General features: G+C 43.8%; 20 protein-coding genes. 6 read left to right on the top strand and 14 right to left on the bottom strand.

The features are described 5' to 3' along the window. Positions 1-85: 85 nt before the first annotated feature. The 3 genes from QMA04_RS10985 (at position 86) to QMA04_RS10975 (ending at position 1,578) form a co-directional block, all read left to right on the top strand. The gene (locus tag QMA04_RS10985) at positions 86-859 is read left to right on the top strand and encodes an alpha/beta fold hydrolase (protein WP_191716107.1); all 774 of its coding nucleotides are present in this window, start codon (positions 86-88) and stop codon (positions 857-859) included. A gap of 111 nt (positions 860-970) precedes the next feature. Next, positions 971-1,171, top strand: coding sequence for a YvdQ family spore coat protein (locus QMA04_RS10980; protein WP_191716108.1), 201 nt, complete (start codon positions 971-973; stop codon positions 1,169-1,171). Positions 1,172-1,302: 131 nt separating this feature from the next. After that, positions 1,303-1,578 carry a spore coat protein gene (locus QMA04_RS10975; protein WP_191716450.1) on the top strand — a complete coding sequence of 92 codons (276 nt, stop codon included), beginning with the start codon at positions 1,303-1,305 and terminating at the stop codon, positions 1,576-1,578. A gap of 37 nt (positions 1,579-1,615) precedes the next feature. Here QMA04_RS10975 and QMA04_RS10970 read toward each other — a convergent pair whose 3' ends face one another. The 3 genes from QMA04_RS10970 to QMA04_RS10960 form a co-directional block, all read right to left on the bottom strand. Next, positions 1,616-2,443, bottom strand: coding sequence for an undecaprenyl-diphosphate phosphatase (locus QMA04_RS10970; protein WP_191716109.1), 828 nt, complete (start codon positions 2,441-2,443; stop codon positions 1,616-1,618). 107 nt (positions 2,444-2,550) lie between these two features. After that, positions 2,551-3,204: an SDR family oxidoreductase gene (locus QMA04_RS10965; RefSeq protein ID WP_225218571.1), complete on the bottom strand. Its 654-nt coding sequence runs from the start codon at positions 3,202-3,204 to the stop codon at positions 2,551-2,553. Positions 3,205-3,378: 174 nt separating this feature from the next. Continuing rightward, the gene (locus tag QMA04_RS10960) at positions 3,379-4,137 is read right to left on the bottom strand and encodes an SDR family oxidoreductase (protein ID WP_290185747.1); all 759 of its coding nucleotides are present in this window, start codon (positions 4,135-4,137) and stop codon (positions 3,379-3,381) included. A 188-nt stretch (positions 4,138-4,325) separates the two neighbouring features. Between QMA04_RS10960 and QMA04_RS10955 the strand changes: the two genes are divergently transcribed. Next, positions 4,326-4,931 carry a TetR/AcrR family transcriptional regulator gene (locus tag QMA04_RS10955; RefSeq protein ID WP_203340795.1) on the top strand — a complete coding sequence of 202 codons (606 nt, stop codon included), beginning with the start codon at positions 4,326-4,328 and terminating at the stop codon, positions 4,929-4,931. A gap of 47 nt (positions 4,932-4,978) precedes the next feature. On the opposite strand, the gene QMA04_RS10950 is transcribed toward QMA04_RS10955, so the two are convergent. From QMA04_RS10950 to QMA04_RS10935, 4 genes are all read right to left on the bottom strand, one after another. Then, entirely contained in the window at positions 4,979-5,635 is a 657-nt protein-coding gene (locus QMA04_RS10950; RefSeq protein WP_225218572.1) for a class F sortase, read from the bottom strand. Further along, positions 5,595-6,392 carry a DUF4397 domain-containing protein gene (locus QMA04_RS10945; protein ID WP_191716113.1) on the bottom strand — a complete coding sequence of 266 codons (798 nt, stop codon included), beginning with the start codon at positions 6,390-6,392 and terminating at the stop codon, positions 5,595-5,597. Before QMA04_RS10945 ends, QMA04_RS10950 begins: the two co-directional genes overlap by 41 nt. Before the next feature lie 222 nt (positions 6,393-6,614). After that, positions 6,615-7,274 (bottom strand): reverse transcriptase-like protein, encoded by a 660-nt coding sequence (locus QMA04_RS10940; protein ID WP_191716114.1) that lies wholly within the window; start codon positions 7,272-7,274, stop codon positions 6,615-6,617. A gap of 39 nt (positions 7,275-7,313) precedes the next feature. Further along, positions 7,314-7,967 (bottom strand): potassium channel family protein, encoded by a 654-nt coding sequence (locus QMA04_RS10935; protein ID WP_191716115.1) that lies wholly within the window; start codon positions 7,965-7,967, stop codon positions 7,314-7,316. A 145-nt stretch (positions 7,968-8,112) separates the two neighbouring features. On the opposite strand from QMA04_RS10935, the gene QMA04_RS10930 reads away from it, so the two are divergent. Continuing rightward, positions 8,113-9,033, top strand: a complete 921-nt coding sequence (locus QMA04_RS10930; protein ID WP_290185745.1) for a PhzF family phenazine biosynthesis protein — start codon at positions 8,113-8,115, stop codon at positions 9,031-9,033. 68 nt (positions 9,034-9,101) lie between these two features. On the opposite strand, the gene QMA04_RS10925 is transcribed toward QMA04_RS10930, so the two are convergent. The 4 genes from QMA04_RS10925 to xylA all read right to left on the bottom strand — a co-directional run bounded on the left by QMA04_RS10925 (position 9,102) and on the right by xylA (position 14,113). Then, positions 9,102-10,115, bottom strand: coding sequence for a Gfo/Idh/MocA family protein (locus tag QMA04_RS10925; protein WP_290185744.1), 1,014 nt, complete (start codon positions 10,113-10,115; stop codon positions 9,102-9,104). 83 nt (positions 10,116-10,198) lie between these two features. Next, the gene (locus QMA04_RS10920) at positions 10,199-11,182 is read right to left on the bottom strand and encodes an aldo/keto reductase (protein WP_290185742.1); all 984 of its coding nucleotides are present in this window, start codon (positions 11,180-11,182) and stop codon (positions 10,199-10,201) included. A gap of 78 nt (positions 11,183-11,260) precedes the next feature. Next, positions 11,261-12,760, bottom strand: a complete 1,500-nt coding sequence (xylB, locus tag QMA04_RS10915) for a xylulokinase (RefSeq protein WP_290185740.1) — start codon at positions 12,758-12,760, stop codon at positions 11,261-11,263. A 30-nt stretch (positions 12,761-12,790) separates the two neighbouring features. Next, positions 12,791-14,113, bottom strand: a complete 1,323-nt coding sequence (xylA, locus tag QMA04_RS10910; protein WP_290185738.1) for a xylose isomerase — start codon at positions 14,111-14,113, stop codon at positions 12,791-12,793. Between the two features lie 209 nt (positions 14,114-14,322). Here xylA and QMA04_RS10905 point away from each other — a divergent pair, with 209 nt between their 5' ends. After that, positions 14,323-14,958 carry a YesL family protein gene (locus QMA04_RS10905; protein ID WP_290185736.1) on the top strand — a complete coding sequence of 212 codons (636 nt, stop codon included), beginning with the start codon at positions 14,323-14,325 and terminating at the stop codon, positions 14,956-14,958. A gap of 30 nt (positions 14,959-14,988) precedes the next feature. Here QMA04_RS10905 and QMA04_RS10900 read toward each other — a convergent pair whose 3' ends face one another. The 3 genes from QMA04_RS10900 to QMA04_RS10890 form a co-directional block, all read right to left on the bottom strand. Next, a complete protein-coding gene (locus QMA04_RS10900) occupies positions 14,989-15,810 on the bottom strand; it encodes a carbohydrate ABC transporter permease (protein ID WP_191716122.1) in 822 nt (273 codons plus the stop codon). 13 nt (positions 15,811-15,823) lie between these two features. After that, positions 15,824-16,702 (bottom strand): carbohydrate ABC transporter permease, encoded by an 879-nt coding sequence (locus tag QMA04_RS10895; RefSeq protein ID WP_191716123.1) that lies wholly within the window; start codon positions 16,700-16,702, stop codon positions 15,824-15,826. Between the two features lie 94 nt (positions 16,703-16,796). Beyond that, entirely contained in the window at positions 16,797-18,098 is a 1,302-nt protein-coding gene (locus QMA04_RS10890; RefSeq protein WP_191716124.1) for an extracellular solute-binding protein, read from the bottom strand. Positions 18,099-18,413: the final 315 nt, after the last annotated feature.

Raw genomic sequence — 18,413 nt, 5'->3', positions numbered from 1 at the left:
ATTTTTCCCTAAAGTTAATTTCTTTCAGTACAGGGTATAACGTTACAAGAGAAGTTCAAACTGTTTGAGGAAAAGAGGATTATTTATGCCTACATTCACACGTAAGGGGATTGAATTATATTATGAAGATATTGGTGAAGGACGGCCGCTTTTGCTGCTGCATGGATTGACCAGCAACTCTGCGATGTTTTACCGTGAAATTGAATTTTTCAAAGATAAGCAACGCATCATAGCAATGGATTCGCGTGGCCATGGAAATTCGAGCCGCCAAGACTCTTATACATTACAAGATCATATAGAAGATGCCTACGCCCTCATGTCTTATTTAAAACTGGAGACTGTTGACGTTTTAGGGGTTTCGATGGGCAGCTATATCGCACAGGGGTTAGCTATCAAATATGCAGAAAAAGTAAGTAAACTGATACTGGTCGCCACAAAATCCCACGGAAGGCAATCATCCATGGCTGAGCTTTTTGAACGCCACAAGGAGATTTTCGAAGGATTGAGCATGTTGGAGAAATTCGCTGCTTCCTCCAGTTACATTTACCATAACCAACCGCTGATTGATGAGTGGCTCAGCAAAACAGCTGAACAAAGCCGCCAACTGACGATGCAGGAGCAGATCACCGCTTCTGAAGCGTTGAAGGAATTCGACTTCCGCAATCAGCTTTCTCAAATTACTGCTGAAACCTTAGTCATCAGCGGGAAATTTGACGGGTTGAATCCGCCCGAAAAAGGGCGTGAAACAGCGGTCGCCATACCTGATGCCACTTTTATGGAATTTAAGCGATCCGGGCATGGCCCAAATGTAGAACAAGCCCAGTTGTTTCTTGCAGTTGTAGACAACTTTCTCGAATAGATCATGTCAAAAGCTCCGGTTTCACAAGACGGCTTCTGATGATTTAAAAATGAGTAAACGGGTAAAGGGTAATTAGCATTTACCATTATCCATTTATGGAGGAGGAAAAACATGGCGAAGCAATTGGCAATGCACGAAAAACTGGAAGTCCATGAAGTATTGACCTTTAAAACAGCCTGTGTGGCTAAAAATAAAGTATTCAGTGGACTTGTAAAAGATCCGGAATTAAAAGCGATTCTGGAAGAAGATTTGGAACTATCCAAAAAAGCCATTAAAGATTTCCGCAAACTATTGGCCGATTCAGAGAAATAACAGACAGCATTCAATGTGGAAGGATGGATCTCATGGCAAAGAAAAATGACACCAAAACAAAGAAAGCAACGGATAAGAATAGCGCGATAAAGAAAAAAGCCAAAAAGGATAATTTAGCGATTCCCGGATCGATGCTTGATGATATGGCCATTGCCACAGATTTCCTGATAACAGCAAAAGCAGCTGTGCGAAATCTTGCCGTTGCCATCACGGAAACCGCAACTCCCGAAGTGAAAAAATTATTGCGCCGCGAATTGGATACCGCCATCGATACACATGATAAAATTGCCCAATACATGATCAAAAATGAAATGTACCATGCCTATAATGTCGATGAGCAAATTGAACATGATCTTAAAAAAGCGGATATCGCACTTGAACTCATTAAAAACAATAAATTCGTGTAATGCAAAAGGAGCCTCCAATGGAAGCTCCTTTTACTGATTATAGGAAAACAATAATTGCCAGCACAGCTGCCAATACTAGTCTGTATATGGCAAACGGCATCAGCTTGATGCGTGAGATCAGTTTCAGGAAGAATCGGATGGAGATCAATGCAAACACAAAGGCGGATACGAATCCCACAATGTAGAAAGATAGATAGTCCATTGACAAGGTATCCCAGTTCTTCAATACCGAGACGAGACTCGCTCCGAACATGATCGGAACCGCCATAATAAAGGTAAAATCAGCTGCAACCCGGTGGTTCAAGCCGAAGAGCACCCCACCTGAAATGGTTGCACCTGAGCGTGAAAATCCAGGCCATAGGGAAAGGCATTGCACGAGGCCGATCTTCAACGCCTGAAAATATGTAATTTCATCCAACGAGTTGACGGTCGGTTTTTTAGGTCCGAACTTATCTGCAACGATCATTAAGATTGCTCCGGCCACCAATGCATAGATAACGGTCTCTACACCAAACAAATGGTCATCTATCAAGTCCTTGAAAGCAAATCCAAAAACCACTGCCGGCAACATTCCAATGATGACATGCAGGAGATTAAAGCTTGAGCTTGCCTGCTGCCCTTCAATTTTATAAAGTCCGACCAAACTAAACAATCGTTTCCAAAATACTACGACAACCGCCAGAATCGACCCCAGCTGGATGACAATCTTAAATGTATTAGCAGGGTATTTCCCTAGAAATTCCTGCGATTTTAACCACATATCATCAACGATGATCAAGTGACCCGTAGAAGAAACCGGTGCAAATTCTGTCATGCCTTCTACAAACCCTAAAATTAATGCCTTAAGCAAATCAAACCAATCCATGTCCATTAATCCTGCTTTCTATAATAAAATAAGTCCTGAATCTACTAGAACGCTCTGTTAGCCAAAAGGTTGCAGCCATTTCGCTTAGACCGGCTGCCTCCTCCTATTTATTTGCCTGCTTTTATTTTTACAGCAGATGCAATCGGCTCGTCACCTTGCACCACTTCCAGAATCTGCCCAGCTGTTTCCGGGTAATTGAGCAATTCCACCAATACTGCGGCCACATCCTCACGGGCAATCGTGTCATACATCAATGTATAGCCTAGATTCACTTTTCCGTTCCCAGCATCATCCGTTAAAGTGCCCGGCCGCAAAATCGTCCAATCCAAAGCTGTTTTCACTAAATCGACTTCCGACTGGCGTTTGATTTTCATATAATGTTCAAAACTAGCCGGCATGTCTTTTCCCCGTCCTGCGTCTGGAAATGCCGATACGAGTAAAAACCGGCGGACATCTGCCATTTCAGCAGCCTTGGCGACTTTCACTAAGCCTTCCCCATCAATAGCAGTGGTCAGCTCGTCTCCTGCCCCACCGGCACCTGCAGTGAACACTACAGCGTCGCATGCTTTCAGCAGACGAGTAAACTCCTCAATATCCGTCTCGATCAAATCAGCTATTACCGTTTGAATCCCTTGTGCTTCCAATTGCTTCGCCTGCTCTGCCTTACGGATGAACCCGATAGGCTCATCGCCGTTTTCTGCCAAAATCCTCCCTAACTTGCTGCCCACTTTTCCGTTTGCTCCAATAATTGCCACTTTCATCAAACGCACGCCCTTTCAGTGAATTGGTGGTTCCAGCCGTTCTTTCTTGTTTCACTTCCACCTCATTATAGCCTAAACGCCCCCACCTTAAACACATATTGCACAACAGCCATCATGCATGCAATAAAAATACCCGCTGCATTTTCATGCAGCGGGCTGAGTGGTTTCTATTGATTAGTAAGCCGTCCATCCGGCATCAGCCGTAATTACTGTACCATTGACGAAACTTGAATCATCAGAAGCCAAGAACAAAGCTACTTTTGCGATTTCTTCGGATTTTCCGTTGCGTGGGTTTAAAGCCAATCCATTTCTTATGCGTCCCATTCCCATTTCGCTGATGGAAGTCATCGATGAGCTGATGTTGGTTTCTACGCCGCCTGGTGCGATGGCGTTACAACGGATTCCTTCATTTGCATACATGAAACCAGTGTTTTTCGTAAAGCCGACAACAGCATGCTTAGAAGCTGTGTAAGCAGCGCCTGCACGAGCGCCATACAATCCGCCTGCTGAAGCGACATTAATGATGATGCCTTTATTTTTCTCAAGGAAAATTGGCAATGCTTTACGTGTTGCACGCATGACACTCGTTGTATTGATAGAAAAAATCCGTTCCCATTTTTCATCTTCAATTTCTCCAGCAGGCTCAAAATTATCCATGATGCCTGCATTGTTTACGAGAATATCCAAAGTTCCATATTCGCTTACTGCCAAGTCGATCATCGCTTCGATTTCATGAAGATCTCCTACATTGGTTTTCACCGATACTGCAGTACCACCATTTTCTTTGATGCCGGCAACTACTGTTTGTGCACCTTCTTCGTTAATATCGGAAACGATTACTTTTGCGCCTTCTTTCGCGTAAAGTTCTGCAATTGCTTTCCCCATACCGGATGCTGCTCCTGTTACGATAGCTACTTTTCCTTCAAGTTTCATTTTTCAGTTCCTCTTTTCATCGATTATTTTCTGGCATGAACAGATGTCCTCACCTATACAGTCACAGTATATTGTCCTATAATTTAGTTAGCAATCAGCAAATCAACCTCTAAATGTTGATTAACGAACATCCGCGTTTGATTTTGTGCAGTATTGCAAAACAAATGACGAAAGTGAGGTCATGCTCGATGAAAAAAGACCGAAGAATCGACAAGTCAAAATCTGCTTTGAAAGAAGCATTGATTTTCTTAATGGATGAAAAAGAATTCAAAAGCATCACCATTACAGAAATTGTCCAGTCCGCTAATCTGAATCGCGGAACTTTCTATAAGCATTACCAGACACAGGAAGAACTTCTGAATGAATTGATTGACGATGTCTTAATCGACCTGATCCATTCCTACCGCGAACCGTACGCAAAAATAAAAGACTTCAAAGTTGGCAAACTTTCCTCCTCTTCGATCAAAATTTTTGATCATGTCGAACGCTATTCCCGTTTCTATACCATCATCATCAACTCCAATGTTCTTCCCGGATTTCAAAACCGGATATGCCAGGTATTGAAGGAACTAGTCCAGAAAGACCTGCTCACCCCCCTGCCGAATCCTGATATTGATCCGAGCTTGCTAAGCAGCTATAATGCCTACGCCCTTTTCGGCTTGATCATTGAATGGGTGAATGGCGATTTCAAGTTCACTCCTCAAGAGATGGCAGACCAGCTGATTCACATCCTGTTTTACCAGACATCAAGAGCAGAAACGGATTCCATCTTTAAACTGGAAAACCCATTTTAATGTAAAGATGCTCCGCTTTCCCTAACCAGGAAAGCGGAGCATCTTTTCTATTCATTTTCTATAAGGCTGGCATAAACGATCAAACGCTCTTCCCGTGTCCCCCGGTCAAAATCGTAGGTGCCTGAACAAGTGATCAGAACCAGTTCCGGAGATGATGTATAACCGAAGACTGCCGAAACATCCGCCAAGTCCAACGGTACGGATTCCATTGTGTGAACCTTAAAAGTCAAGGTTCGGTCTTCATCCTGCACCAATACCTCGTCCCCTAATTGGAGCTCGGAAAGGTCCCAGAAAATTGCGGGCCCTTCGACACCATCCACATGTCCGGCAATAACAGCGCGGCCGTTTTGGCCTGGCTGGTAGCCTGGAGAAAACCAACTGACGTCTTCGATATTGTCCGGAACTGCCATTTCACCTGTTTTTGTCATTCCAAGATGCTGGACTTGTGCTTCCACATCAATTGCAGGAATTTTCAGAGTGTCGGGTTGAATACCTGTACGTTTTAATCCGTTGATGGGATTGCTGAGAGGAGCCGGCTGTTGAATAGTGACGGCAGCCGGTTCATCCAGTGTAAAGCCCACATTTTCTGAACGGATACTCACTTCATCAACAGGCTGTTGGCACCCCGCCAATAAGAAAAGAAGCAGGAGTGCCATCAGCTGCTTATTGAAACCGTCTTTTCCAAACAAGGGTACTTGTTCCAAAAAGAACGAGTGCTCCACCGATTAACAACCACATGGATTGTGACTGGTCAGGTGTTCCAAGTCCAGTAGTTGGCATCCCATCAGGAGATCCCGCAGCTTCATAATCAACCAACGCGATGACTTCCAACGAATCCACTGTGTTTACTGCAAAAACACTGTAGACAGTATCTGCGGCTAATTCAGTGCCTTCCAACGGCAATACTTGTGTTCCGTCCGGCAAACGGATTTCCAAATCATAAGTACCGGCATCCAATTCTGCATAATCCGTAATTCCAGGGAATTCTGCTCCACTGAATAAAGCGTCTCCACCGATCAAGCCGACATCAACTGCCGGTGCATCCGGTGACAAATGGCCAACACGGACTTTTGTTTTTCCTTCAGTGACTTCCATCGAGTCTTCTGCAACAACAAATTCAATCGATTCCAATAAGTTTGCTGCAGCAACGGTATACGCTTTGCCGGCTTCTACTGCAAGATCCGCCTGCAATACCCCTTCGCCTGCTGCATATTCTGTTCCACTAGCAAAAACTTCTACATCATGTGTACCGGCTGGTACTTCCAAATAACCTGAATCTGTTTTAAACGGTACCTCTTCAAGCGTTAAATCTCCGTTGACGTAAACATCGACAGCAGGAGCATCCGGTGAAGCATGGAGCACCCGTACTTTAGCAGTATGACTATCTGCCATAACTCCAGCAGCGAGAAGCGAAAATACGAGGGCCATTGCGACTGAGAATGAAACCAGAATCTTCTTCATTTCTTCCTCTCCTTCATGTGTATAGTTTTTGCACAATTATTGTACAACTCATTTATAACCTATACACAATCATTCCGCAAGCAATAAACTGACTATTTAGATATTTAATTAAATAGGCGCAGTAAACTATACAAACCTGGAGCACTTACCCTAATTTATTGAAGAAGAATTTAAAAAGAACCAGAGCTATATGCTCTGGTTCTGCAGACCGTATGAGATGCCTTACCGGATAACTTCACTGGTTGCCGCAATCGTTACGCCATGTAAAGCCTGTGTGGCTAATTTGTCAGCCTCTGCATTTTCTTTACGCGGAATTAACTCGTATTCGGCTTGTATACCCAACTTCGTTATTTTTTCTTCAATTCGATTGGCCCAAGGAATCAGCTGTTCTTCAATTGTAGGCCATTCATTTGTCAGTCCATTGATGACGATGCGTGAATCTCCCATAAAACGGACGGGCAAATGATGGACTTCCAGGTATTCGAGCTCCTGCAAACAGAAATGGAGGGCAGCGTATTCCGATTCATTATTCGATGTCAGCCCATCCAGTTTGGCATTGGTCCGCAAGCGATACGCTTTGCTGTTCTGCTCGTAATAAATCGCACAGCCAAGACCTGCAGTCCGGGTTGTCCGCTCATATCCTCCATCAAAATAGACAGTGATATTATGCGGTTCGGTTTCAATCCCCTTCAAATAAGCCTTGAGTTCCTTAACGGTCCAGCTGCTGTCGAACTGATCGGAAAAATGAAGATTTTTGACACGTCCGGTACGCTCCAAATCCTCTGCTATCACCAATGCTTCAGCTGCCGCCATTTCTTCAGAAACAAAAACCGCTTCCCGGCTTTTAGGAACCTTATAGGTCCACTCAATTCGGATTTTCAATCTCAGTCCCCATTTCCCGCCTATTCTGCTTAAGCATTCTTAAGCTTTGTCTTCCAGGCGTTTCAAATCGTCTTTATGCCCCATGACAATCAAAACATCACTTTGTTCAATCACTTCATCAATCGCCGGTGCGATATTGACTTCTTCCTGTTTTTTGATTGCCAATACAATGCAATTGAATTCTTTGCGGATGTTCAAGTCCACTAAGTTTTTATTGGCCATTTTTTTAGAGGCGACCAGCTCGATGATGCTGTAATCATGTGAAAGATCGATATAATCCACAATGCTTTCCGAGTCTACATGATGGGCGACACGTATTCCCATTTCCTTTTCTGGTTGAATAACACGGTCAGCCCCGACTTTGTGAAGGATTTTTTCATGCTGGAGATCGCGAGCTTTCACCCAGACCTTGGGCAATCCGAGTTCCTTCAACATCAATGTGCACAAAACACTGGCCTGGAGGTTGTCTCCAATTGCAACAATGGCATGCTCAAAGTTGCGGACTCCCAAAGAGTTCAGCTGATTTTTGTCCGTTGCATCTGCAATGACGGTAAAAGACGCATAATCTCTTAAAGTATCGACTTTCTCTGGATCTGTATCGATGGCCATGATTTCATGTCCCATGCTGTGCAATTCTTTACAAACACTGCTGCCGAAACGGCCTAGCCCAATAACCACAATCTGTTTTTTCACACGTTTTCCTCTTTTCTTTTCCAGTTCATTACATTCACTGTATTCTCAAATTGAAAAGATTGCAATAAAAGGTGTTGGACTTTTAAATGGCGAATTGATACAAAGAAAATCTAAAGTCTCACTATTCTAACAAAGGAGGGTATCTATGCAAACCTTGAAGTATACTTTAGTCGACGTCTTCACTGCAAAGGCTTTTGGTGGAAATCCATTAGCGGTTTTCCATGATGGATCAGGATTGAAATCAAAGACCATGCAAAAAATAGCCAATGAACTGAATTTATCGGAGACAGCCTTTATCTGTCCGCCCCAAAAACCGCAAAATCAGGTCAGTCTCCGAATTTTCACGCCCCAGGTTGAATTGCCGATAGCGGGCCACCCCACCATTGGAACAGCTTATGTACTGGCGTATTTGAAAATGCTGCCTACACAGGATGGAATCAATGAATGGACCATCGAAGAGCATTTCGGAGATATCAACGTCACTGTGCAAAAAGAAGCTGAGAAAATCATCAAAATTGAAATGATTCAGCCTCTCCCTGTTTTTGGCGAGACCTTGACGCGGCAAGCTCTCGTCGCGGATCTGCTGTCACTGCCAAAGAGCGAGCTGGACTTCCGTTATCCGATTCAGACCGTTTCTTCTGGGTTGCCTTTCCTGTTTGTCCCTATCCGTTCACTTGCTGCTATGCGGGAAATCAACTTCCGCACCGATGTATGGGAACGCCATTTTAGCGGAGATCCCGATCGCCAGCATATCTTCGCCTTTACTAATGAAACGGAAGAAGACAATTCCACTGTGCACTGCCGGATGTTCGCTCCTGCCATGGGCATTTCTGAAGATCCGGCAACAGGTGCCGCCTCAGGACCTCTCGGCGCATTTCTAGTCGAGCATGGTGCTGTTAGCCACATGGAAGAAGGGCTCTACACAATCCGCAGCGAGCAAGGCATCGAAATGGGGAGGCCGAGTTTTATCGACATTACGGTAGTGAAGAAAAAACAGAAATACAGAGAAGTGAAAATTGGCGGTTCCGCTATTGTGGTAGGGCAAGGGGAACTTTATGTTCCGTAAACCTGGCTGGACAGTGACTTTTAAAAAGCTCTGCGCCTGAACTCAATCAGAACGGACAAAACCTTCTTTTAGTAGAAGGTTTCTTCCGTTTCTTCAATATGGACTTTTTCTCCAGTTTCCAACGAACGGTAGCAGGCATTAATGGTCCGCATGTTCTTTAATGTCGAATCCGCAGTGATGGCCGGATCCGTATCCGTTAAAATCGCATTTGAAAACTGTTCAATTTCCAGCCTGTAACTATCGCCTAAAATTCGTTCTTCGCGTTTAACGCCATTTTTATGAACCAGTACGGTGCCGATATGGCCATTGAGATCCGGACGGAAAGCAAATGGCACTTTAAGGCTGCCTTCAGTACCAATCAGTTCATAGTCATTTCTGCTGACCATATCAAAACTGCAATCGAACAAGGCATGGACGCCGTTGCTCATTTTCATGCGCACAATTCCAGTCAAATCGATTCCAGTTGACGGATCAATATCGCCTTCTGCCTGTACTTCCACTGGTTCAGCATCTGTCAAATGGCGGATCGCCTGTATGGCATAACATCCGACGTCATAGATGCTGCCCCCTCCCATTGCGGCATCCATCCGGATATCCGTTGAACGATTCTCCAAATAAAACGAGTGGCTGGATTTCATCAATTTGATTTCGCCGATTTCTCCTGAAGCAATGATTTCTTTGGCACGGGCATGCTGCGGGTGCAATTGGTACATGAAGGCTTCCATCAATTTGACGCCAGCTTCCTTGCAAGCGGCAAACATTTCATCTGCTTCCAATTCAGACAATGCGATCGGTTTTTCACAAAGAATGTGCTTGCCTTTTTGTGCCGAGCGGATCACCCATTCTTTATGCAGATGGTTGGGAAGCGGAATATAAACCGCATCAATTTCAGGGTCATCCAACAGTTCTTCATAACTTTCGTAAGCTTTGGGTATTTGCAGTTCCTCAGCTATCGCATGCACTTTGCTGGTTCGGCTCGCTATGGCGATGATTTCAGCATTGTCAGCGCGGCAAATCGCTGGAATGACTTGCGTTCTTCCAATCTGGGCTGTACTGACGACTCCCCATCGAATTTTTTTCATAGCCTTCTCTCCTTTTAAACGTATAGGTATTCAAATAAACCGCTAAAGGGGCTGTTCTGCCCTTTAGCGGTAAGATTCGACTATTAGTACACGCCTCTGATTTCCGGGTGTACGCGTTCTTTATAGAATTGCGCCAATCGGTCGATTTCTTCAGCGGTATATTCCCGGGCATCCAATGCCTTCAGGTTGTCTTCTGCCTGCGCAACACTTCGGAATCCCGGAATAACGGAAGTGACCGCTTCCTGCTGCAAGATCCATTTCAATGCAGCTTGCGTCCGGTTTCCACGGCCGTCTGCAATCCATGCAAGCTCGTCGCTTAATTCTACGCCTTTAGCAAACTCAAGTCCCGCAAACGTTTCTCCGACATTGAACGCCTCGCCGTCACGGTTGAAGTTTCGGTGATCGTCAGCTTCAAACTGTGAATCCACCTTGAATTTACCAGTTAATAATCCGCTGGCAAGAGGAACACGTGCCAGTATGCCGACATTCTTTTCAATTGCTTTTGGAAAGAGTTGTTCCAGCGGTTTTTGGCGGAATAAATTGAAAATCACCTGCAGACTGCTGACATTCGGATTTTCCAGACAGAGAAGCCCTTCTTCCACGGTTTCAACGCTGACTCCGTATGCACGGATTTTCCCTTGCACTTTCAGTTTATCCAGCACTTCAAATACACTGCCATCCTGTAAAATTTCCATTGGCGGGCAATGAATTTGAAGCAGGTCAAGTTGCTCACGCCCTAGACGCTTCAAGCTCGCTTCAGTGTATTTTGAAACTTGTTCCATCGAGTAAGTCTTAGGGTCATGAATATCTCCAGCCCGGCAAAACTTAGTGGCGATATGGATTTCTTCGTGTTTCCCTTTAGTCGCTTTTCCCAATAACTCTTCACTGTGTCCGTCGCCATAGACATCTGCCGTATCAAAGAAATTTACACCTTGTTCCATGGCGTATTCCAATGCTTTTAAAGATTCCTGATCATTGGTATTTCCCCAAGACCCTCCAATTGCCCAAGTCCCGAAACTCAATTCACTGATTTTCATGCCTGTCTTGCCCAGTTCGCGATAGTTCATTCCAGTCACCTCTTCTTAAGATTGGGGTTTTATTACCCAAAAAACCTCAACTGTTTAGTTGAGGTTCTATTTTGGCAGTCACTTGCGAAATTCCAAAAGTTTGCTATTCAAATCTTTCGTGTTTTCATAAACTTGCTGATAAATTGGAAACAGCTTTTTATAAGCCAGAACATTTTCTTCGATCGGGAGATATTGCTTATCTTCCTGCAAAAATGCATCCGCGCATTCCTGCAATATCGGGAACCAGGAACAACCAAAAGCTGCGAGCATTGCTGCCCCCATCCCTGGGCCTTGTTCACTGGTTAGGCGAACAATTTTCGCATCGAAGATGTCGGCTTGCATTTGAAGCCAGTCTGCATTTTGTGCTCCGCCTCCGATGGATACAATGGTATCAATCGTTTTGCCGTTTTCTCTGAAGATCGAAATGGACTCTTGCAGCGAAAACGTGATTCCTTCCAGAACTGCACGCGCAAAATCTTTCCGGCGATGTGAGCCGTCCATTCCGATAAAACTGCCGCGAATCATAGCATCCGCATGTGGAGTTCTTTCCCCGACCAGATACGGTGTAAACACCAATCCATTAGATCCGGCTGGTACTTGGTCGATGTCAGACAACAGCTCATCAAATGACACTTCCGGCGCGAAAGTTTCTTTGAACCAGCTTAAGCTATACCCAGCTGCTAAAGTTACACCCATTGTATAGAATACATTCGGTGCAGCATGATTGAAATAATGGACTTTGCCGCCAAAATCCTTGTCTCCTTGCGCTTCATAAGATAAGACAACACCGGAAGTGCCGATGCTGCATAACGTTTTGCCTTCTTCTAAAATTCCCGCTCCAATCGCGCCACAAGCATTATCGGCACCACCAGCAAAAACGCGAGTAGATTCGGACAATCCGGAAGCTGAAGCAAATTCGCTTACAACAGTCCCCACTTCTTCATGCGATTCGACTAAGGGAGGGCACATCGAAAAATCCAGTTCCAATAAATCACAGATTTCCTGGCTCCACTGTTTGTGAGTGACATCCAGCAAAAGCGTACCGGCTGCATCCGACAATTCCATTTGGAGTTTGCCTGTTAATTTATAGCGCAAATAATCTTTCGGCAGTACAAAGGATTTCACCTTTTTGAAAATTTCCGGTTCATGTTTCTGAACCCACAGTATTTTCGGTAAAGTAAAACCTTCCAATGCCGGGTTTTTCGTGATTTCCAGCAGCTTTTCCTGTCCAATCACATCATAAATTTTCTGGCACTCGGCTGTCGTCCGCGTATCATTCCACAAGATGGCCGGACGCAGCACTTCATTGTTCTCGTCCAGCAAAACCAGTCCATGCATTTGGCCGGAAAAACTGATGCCTTCGATATCTTCTGCATTTCCGCCGAAGATGCCCAGCAATTCTTTTAGACCAGCAGCCGTCTGGTCCACCCAATGCTGCGGATCCTGTTCGCTGTAGCCGTTCTTTTCATGGATCAGCGGGTATGGTTTTGAAACCGTTTCAACGACCGTCCCTTGCTGGTCCACCAATAAAATCTTTACAGCGCTTGTTCCCAAATCGACGCCCATTACATATTTCATAAAGTCAGCTCTCCCACTCTGGAAACTTTCTTATTTCGCGAAAGCCTGCAGCAAGTATTGGTTGATTGTCGCTTTGATTTGTTCAAGGCGTCCAGACGTTTGCTTGATATCGGTAATGCCGAATGCATAATCTTCAAGTTGGTGGAAGTCCGTGTTGCCATTGACGATATCCAGTCCAATGCCAGATGTATACGTCTCGTAGCGGTTGCTGACTACATTTTCAAGCACTTTATCGTCAATCAGCTGCTGAGCGACTTTCAAGCCGACTGCAAAAGCGTCCATTCCTGCAATGTGCGCATGGAACAAATCGTCCTGTTCAAATGATCCTCTTCTTACTTTGGCATCAAAGTTCAAGCCGCCGCGCCCAAGTCCGCCATTTTGAAGGATTTCATACATGGCCAAAGTGGTTGACCACAGATCAGTCGGAAACTCATCCGTATCCCAGCCCAATAACGGATCGCCCTGGTTGGCATCGACAGATCCCAGCATATTGTTGATGCGTGCATAATGAAGTTCGTGTTCAAATGTATGGCCAGCAAGCGTCGCGTGATTGGCCTCGATGTTGAATTTGAATTTATCGTCCAAGTTATAGCTCTGCAAGAAAGCATGCGCTGTCGCTACATCATAATCATATTGATGTGTGGAAGGCTCTTTCGGTTTTGGTTCGATCAGGAATTGGGCATCAAAACCGATTTCCTTCGCGTAGTCCGCAGCCATGTGATAGAAGCGGCCCAAGTTGTCCAGCTCCAGTTTCATATCGGTATTCAACAGCGTTTCGTACCCTTCACGGCCGCCCCAGAATACGTAGTTTTCAGCGCCAAGCTCCTTACCGACTTCAAGTCCTTTTTTCACTTTTGCCGCAGAATAGGCAAAGACATCTGCATGGCTTGAAGTTGCTGCTCCGTGAACAAAGCGTGGATGCGTAAAGTTGTTAGCTGTATTCCACAGCAATTTCGCTTTGCTGTCTTTCATGTAATCTTTGATCATCCCAACGATTTCGTCCAAGTTTTTATTGGACTCTCTCAAATTGCTGCCTTCCGGTGCAATGTCAACATCATGGAAGCAGAAAAATGGTACATCCATTTTTTCATAAAATTCAAAAGAAGCTTCAACTCTCGCTTTTGCTAAGTCCATCCCTTGTAAACGATCCCATGAACGGACCATACTTCCGGCACCGAATGGATCAGAACCGTCCATTGTAAATGTATGCCAATAAGACACTGCATAGCGAAGAGTTTCCTCCATTGTTTTTCCACCGATTTTTTCTTCCGGGTTGTAGAATTTGAAAGCGAATGGATTTTTTGAAGTTGCTCCTTCAAATTTTATCTTTTCAATTCCTGTGAAATGTGCCATGTTCCATACCTCCAATATAATTTTAGTTCTACGAATATGTACTAATATTTAGACTTGTTAGTGAAAAGGCTTTCATTAAGGATTATAGCAAGTTATAATTAGTTTGTCTATTGATTAAACAAAGTTTCTATAAGCTTTTAAATGAGTTTTTTTGGCACGTGAGGTATGCTTTTATAAATCATTGAAATTTAGGATAGAGGCGGTTGTTAATGAATACTGTAAGCAATTATATCTATACGGCATTGGAATGGATCACCCGTTTCGCTTATTTGAATTTACTATGGGTTGTCTTTACCCTATTGGGTGGGGTCTTGCTCGGATTTTATCCTGCCACTACTTCCATGTTTGCCATTTGCCGTGAATGGCTGAAAGGCAATGCGGATCTTCAGCTTTTCAACTCTTTCTGGGAATTCTATAAGAAAGAGTTTCTGAAAAGCAATCTTCTTGGCGTCTTTATCAATGTACTGCTTTTGTTTATTGCGTTGGATATCTTCTACATCCAAACAAGCCCGAATGAACAATTGGATTGGACGTATGTTCCGCTTTTTGCATTCATCTTGCTATTCACTTTTTTTCTGTTTTATCTGTTCCCGTCCTTTGTGCACTTTGATGTCAAGGTGCCCCAGGTCATCAAAAATGCTTTTCTTCTTATGCTCGTCAGTCCAGTAGCCACTGCAGTCATCGTGCTATGCTTCGTTCCATTATTCTTTATCATGAGGTTGTTTCCAGCTTTGGCCTTTCTTTTCGGCGGCAGCTTATATGCTTTTCTTACCACGTGGATGGCGATGTATGCCTTCGGAAAAACCCATAAAAAAGCTTCACACCAAAAGGAATCTCTTCCTTAAGGTGTGAAGCTTTTTTTCATTTATCCCACTTTAACCTTTTACTGCACTCGAGGAAATCCCCTCAACCACTTTATTACTGAAGAAGATAAAGGCCACAATGATCGGCAGTACGCTGATGACCAACGTCGCTCCAATCGCCCCCCAATCGGTCATGTACTGTCCGATAAAGTTTTGGATACCTACTGTCAACGTCTTATACTTTTCTGAACTGATGAACGTGTTGACAAATACAAACTCATTCCAGTTATAGATCATGTTAATGACCACAGTTGTCGCCAAAATCGGTGATGTCATCGGCAAGATGATTTGGAAAAACATCCGGTGAATGGAGCAACCGTCGATTATGGCAGCTTCTTCTATTTCGTGAGGCAAAGTGTAGTAGAAGCCTAACAGGATCATTAAAGTGATGGGCAAATTATATGCCGTATACGTAATGACAATCGATATCGGATTGTCGATCAAATCCACACTCAAGAACATGCTGTAAAGCGGAATCAGGGCTGAATGAATCGGAATCATCAAGCCAACCATGAAAAGGCCGAGCACGAGTCCGCTCAATTTCCACTTTAACCGCGTAATTGCAAAAGCCGCCATGCTGGCAAAAAGGACCGTCAAAATGATGGCAAGCACAGTAATCCAAACACTGTTGAAGAAATAGGTTCCAATGCCGCCGTTCCAGACTTTCTCGTAATTTTCCCATCTGAATTCTGATGGCAGAGCAAATGGAGAACCCGCAAAAATTTCATTATTGTCTTTTAATGAGAATAGGAACAGCCAAATCAATGGCAGGATTTGAAACAATCCAACGATGATCAAAGCCAGGTAAAGAAAGAAATAACCAATGCGGCGCATTTTCATGCCTCCTTTAGTATTCGAGCTTGTCTTTGGTTTCGGTCAGTTTGCGGATGATCAGTGTAACGATCAACGTAATGATCAATAACAGGAAGCCGATGGCACTGCCGTATCCAAAGTTATAATTGGAGAAAGCGAGTTTGTACATATAAGATGCCATAACTTCACTGGCTCCGTTCGGTCCGCCTGCAGTCATTACATAAATCAAATCGAAGTATTTCAGTGATCCCACAATGGCTAACACAATTGTCACACTGACCACTTCTTTGATCAGCGGCAACTTAATGCGTGTCGCAATCTGGAAAGCAGAAGCCCCATCGATTCGGGCAGCCTCTATCAACGACTCGGGAATATTCTTTAATGCCGCATAATAGATCAAGATATAAAAGCCGGCATATTGCCATAGGATCGGAACGAATATGGCAAACAATACAATAGAAGGATTCGCTAACCACAATGGCGGATTCTCCACCCCGATGCTCATCAGGAAGACGTTTAGAATACCATTGGAAGGATTGTAGATTTTTACCCATAGTTGTGCAATGGCAACCGAAGACAACAGCATGGGAATCAAATAGATTTTGCGCAGCAAATCTGCTCCTTTAATTTTGGAAGCCAATATAAAGGAGACCGTCAAATAAATGACCAAACTTAACGTAGAAAAGATTGCCAGTAAAAACGAATGGAAGGCACTGTTCCAGAAAAGCTTGTCTTGAATTCCTTGGATGTAATTCTCTAACCCGATAAAGGTTTTTTCTCCTATGCCATCCCAATCCATCAAGCCATAATACCCTGATAAACCCAAGGGGATGAAAACGAGGATCAGAAGCAGGAGAAGAGCCGGTGCAATATAGAAAGCGATATAGAATTTATTGGACATTACTTTGTTCATACCATTCAACCCCACATCTTAGAAAATAGAAGGGGACATTCCACAAGTTAGGATATGTCCCCTCTTTTTAATTAGATTTTTTTAAGAAGCTTTATTACTCTTTCGACAGAGCTTCTTCATGATTTTTAGCGAACTCTTCCGGCGTTATTTCATTGCCGAAAAGGGCTTGAATTGAATCCAGGTGCACTTGAGCAACATCCGGGCTCATCTGAACATCTGCGAACAATGTAATGTTCGTTGCGCCATTCAATTCATCAAGGATATCTACATACATTTCTGGAAGATCTAAAGATCCAGCATCCACTTTAGTAGCAGGAATAACGCCTGCTTTGGTTACTGCTTCTTCTCCCCAGGCTTTAACAAAGTATGAAGCGAAATCTTTTGCTTCTTCTTTTACTTCTGATTCCTCAGCGACAAATAATCCAACTCCAGGTCCACCGACAAAGCTGCTTGTATCGCCTTCTCCATCAACAGTCGGGAAGTTCAGATAGCCGATTGAATCTCTGAATTCCTGTGGCACACTTTCATTGGTTGTGAAGTTAGGAAGATCCCAAGTGGCGATCAAATACATCGGTGTTTGCCCACTCATGAACATGGATTTAGCTTCTTCATCTGCAAGGCCGTTAAAGCCATTGACGAAAGCATCCATATCAACTAATTCCTGTGTTTTTGCAGCTGCTTCAACCAATGCAGGATCTTCAAAAGATCCGGAACGGTCAATTGCTTTATTCAAAACATCAGCGCCGCCAATTCGGTCAGCCAGGTACATATACCACATCGAGCCTGTCCATGAATCACGGTTCCCTAGAGCAATCGGCTGGATTCCAGCATCGTTGAACTCTTTCACTGCCGTCTCAAGTTCTTCGTAGGTTTCAGGAGGCGTAATGCCTTGTTCTTCGAACATTGCTTTATTGTAATACAGCGACACAATGTTTAATTCCAATGGCAATCCGTAAGTTGCGCCATCCATTGCATAAGCTTCTGTGGTTCCTGGTACAAAAGCGTCACTCAAGTCTTCTTCGATTACATCATCCAGTGGCGCAAACATATTCCCGCCAACGTAAGGCTCCAAGAATCCGGCAGCCCAAGTCAAGCCGACATCTGGAAGATCTCCGGACGTAGAGAGAACTCTTAGTTTATCTTTATATTGTTCGTTGCTTAATACTTCAAGATCCACTGAAACCCCTTCATTTTCAGCTTCGTATTCAGCAATAATTTCGTTTACTACATCAAAATGTTTTTTTGAACTGCCTTCAGGCCATAAATGCATGAATTTTATCTCTTTTTCAGCCGATCCCGATGATCCTCCTGCTTCTTCAGAATCTGAACAACCAGCCAATAACATTGATAAAGCTAAAGCAGACGATAGAAGTGTAAGCGTTTTCTTCTTCCCCATATTTCTCTCCCCCTTGCAAATTTTGTTATTACAACAATTTTCAGATTGTTGTATGCGGTTTCATTGTAGCAAAATTATTTTTGTTAGTCTAGTGGCTAAACAAAGTTTTATTTTCATGATAAACTACAGGCGAGAGTAAGCTTTTTCACATTAATTAAAGAAATCACGTTACAATGTTAGTAGAAATAGTTAAAACTTATAATTCCATTCCCGTGTTCAATTGTTGATTTTTATTGTGCCGCTCTGAAGAAGTAGCCGTCAACGCGATTGGGGAATATCGTCATGTTAAAAAAATTGCGCAGAAGGAGTTGATGG

The organism is Planococcus sp. APC 3900 (genome assembly GCF_030407735.1).
GTDB classification, from domain to species: domain Bacteria; phylum Bacillota; class Bacilli; order Bacillales_A; family Planococcaceae; genus Planococcus; species Planococcus notacanthi.
This window is presented reverse-complemented; position numbering and strand designations above follow the sequence as displayed.

Bases quoted from the DNA above. Each gene is read 5' to 3' on its own strand.
- QMA04_RS10970 (WP_191716109.1), bottom strand. From the start codon at position 2,443: ATGGATTGGTTTGATTTGCTTAAGGCATTAATTTTAGGGTTTGTAGAA.
- QMA04_RS10960 (WP_290185747.1), bottom strand. From the start codon at position 4,137: ATGAAACTTGAAGGAAAAGTAGCTATCGTAACAGGAGCAGCATCCGGT.
- QMA04_RS10920 (WP_290185742.1), bottom strand. From the start codon at position 11,182: ATGAACTATCGCGAACTGGGCAAGACAGGCATGAAAATCAGTGAATTG.
- QMA04_RS10975 (WP_191716450.1), top strand. From the start codon at position 1,303: ATGCTTGATGATATGGCCATTGCCACAGATTTCCTGATAACAGCAAAA.
- QMA04_RS10955 (WP_203340795.1), top strand. From the start codon at position 4,326: ATGAAAAAAGACCGAAGAATCGACAAGTCAAAATCTGCTTTGAAAGAA.
- QMA04_RS10930 (WP_290185745.1), top strand. From the start codon at position 8,113: ATGCAAACCTTGAAGTATACTTTAGTCGACGTCTTCACTGCAAAGGCT.
- QMA04_RS10985 (WP_191716107.1), top strand. From the start codon at position 86: ATGCCTACATTCACACGTAAGGGGATTGAATTATATTATGAAGATATT.
- QMA04_RS10900 (WP_191716122.1), bottom strand. From the start codon at position 15,810: ATGCGCCGCATTGGTTATTTCTTTCTTTACCTGGCTTTGATCATCGTT.
- xylA (WP_290185738.1), bottom strand. From the start codon at position 14,113: ATGGCACATTTCACAGGAATTGAAAAGATAAAATTTGAAGGAGCAACT.
- QMA04_RS10925 (WP_290185744.1), bottom strand. From the start codon at position 10,115: ATGAAAAAAATTCGATGGGGAGTCGTCAGTACAGCCCAGATTGGAAGA.
- QMA04_RS10945 (WP_191716113.1), bottom strand. From the start codon at position 6,392: ATGAAGAAGATTCTGGTTTCATTCTCAGTCGCAATGGCCCTCGTATTT.
- QMA04_RS10890 (WP_191716124.1), bottom strand. From the start codon at position 18,098: ATGGGGAAGAAGAAAACGCTTACACTTCTATCGTCTGCTTTAGCTTTA.
- QMA04_RS10895 (WP_191716123.1), bottom strand. From the start codon at position 16,702: ATGAACAAAGTAATGTCCAATAAATTCTATATCGCTTTCTATATTGCA.
- QMA04_RS10980 (WP_191716108.1), top strand. From the start codon at position 971: ATGGCGAAGCAATTGGCAATGCACGAAAAACTGGAAGTCCATGAAGTA.
- QMA04_RS10905 (WP_290185736.1), top strand. From the start codon at position 14,323: ATGAATACTGTAAGCAATTATATCTATACGGCATTGGAATGGATCACC.
- QMA04_RS10965 (WP_225218571.1), bottom strand. From the start codon at position 3,204: ATGAAAGTGGCAATTATTGGAGCAAACGGAAAAGTGGGCAGCAAGTTA.
- xylB (WP_290185740.1), bottom strand. From the start codon at position 12,760: ATGAAATATGTAATGGGCGTCGATTTGGGAACAAGCGCTGTAAAGATT.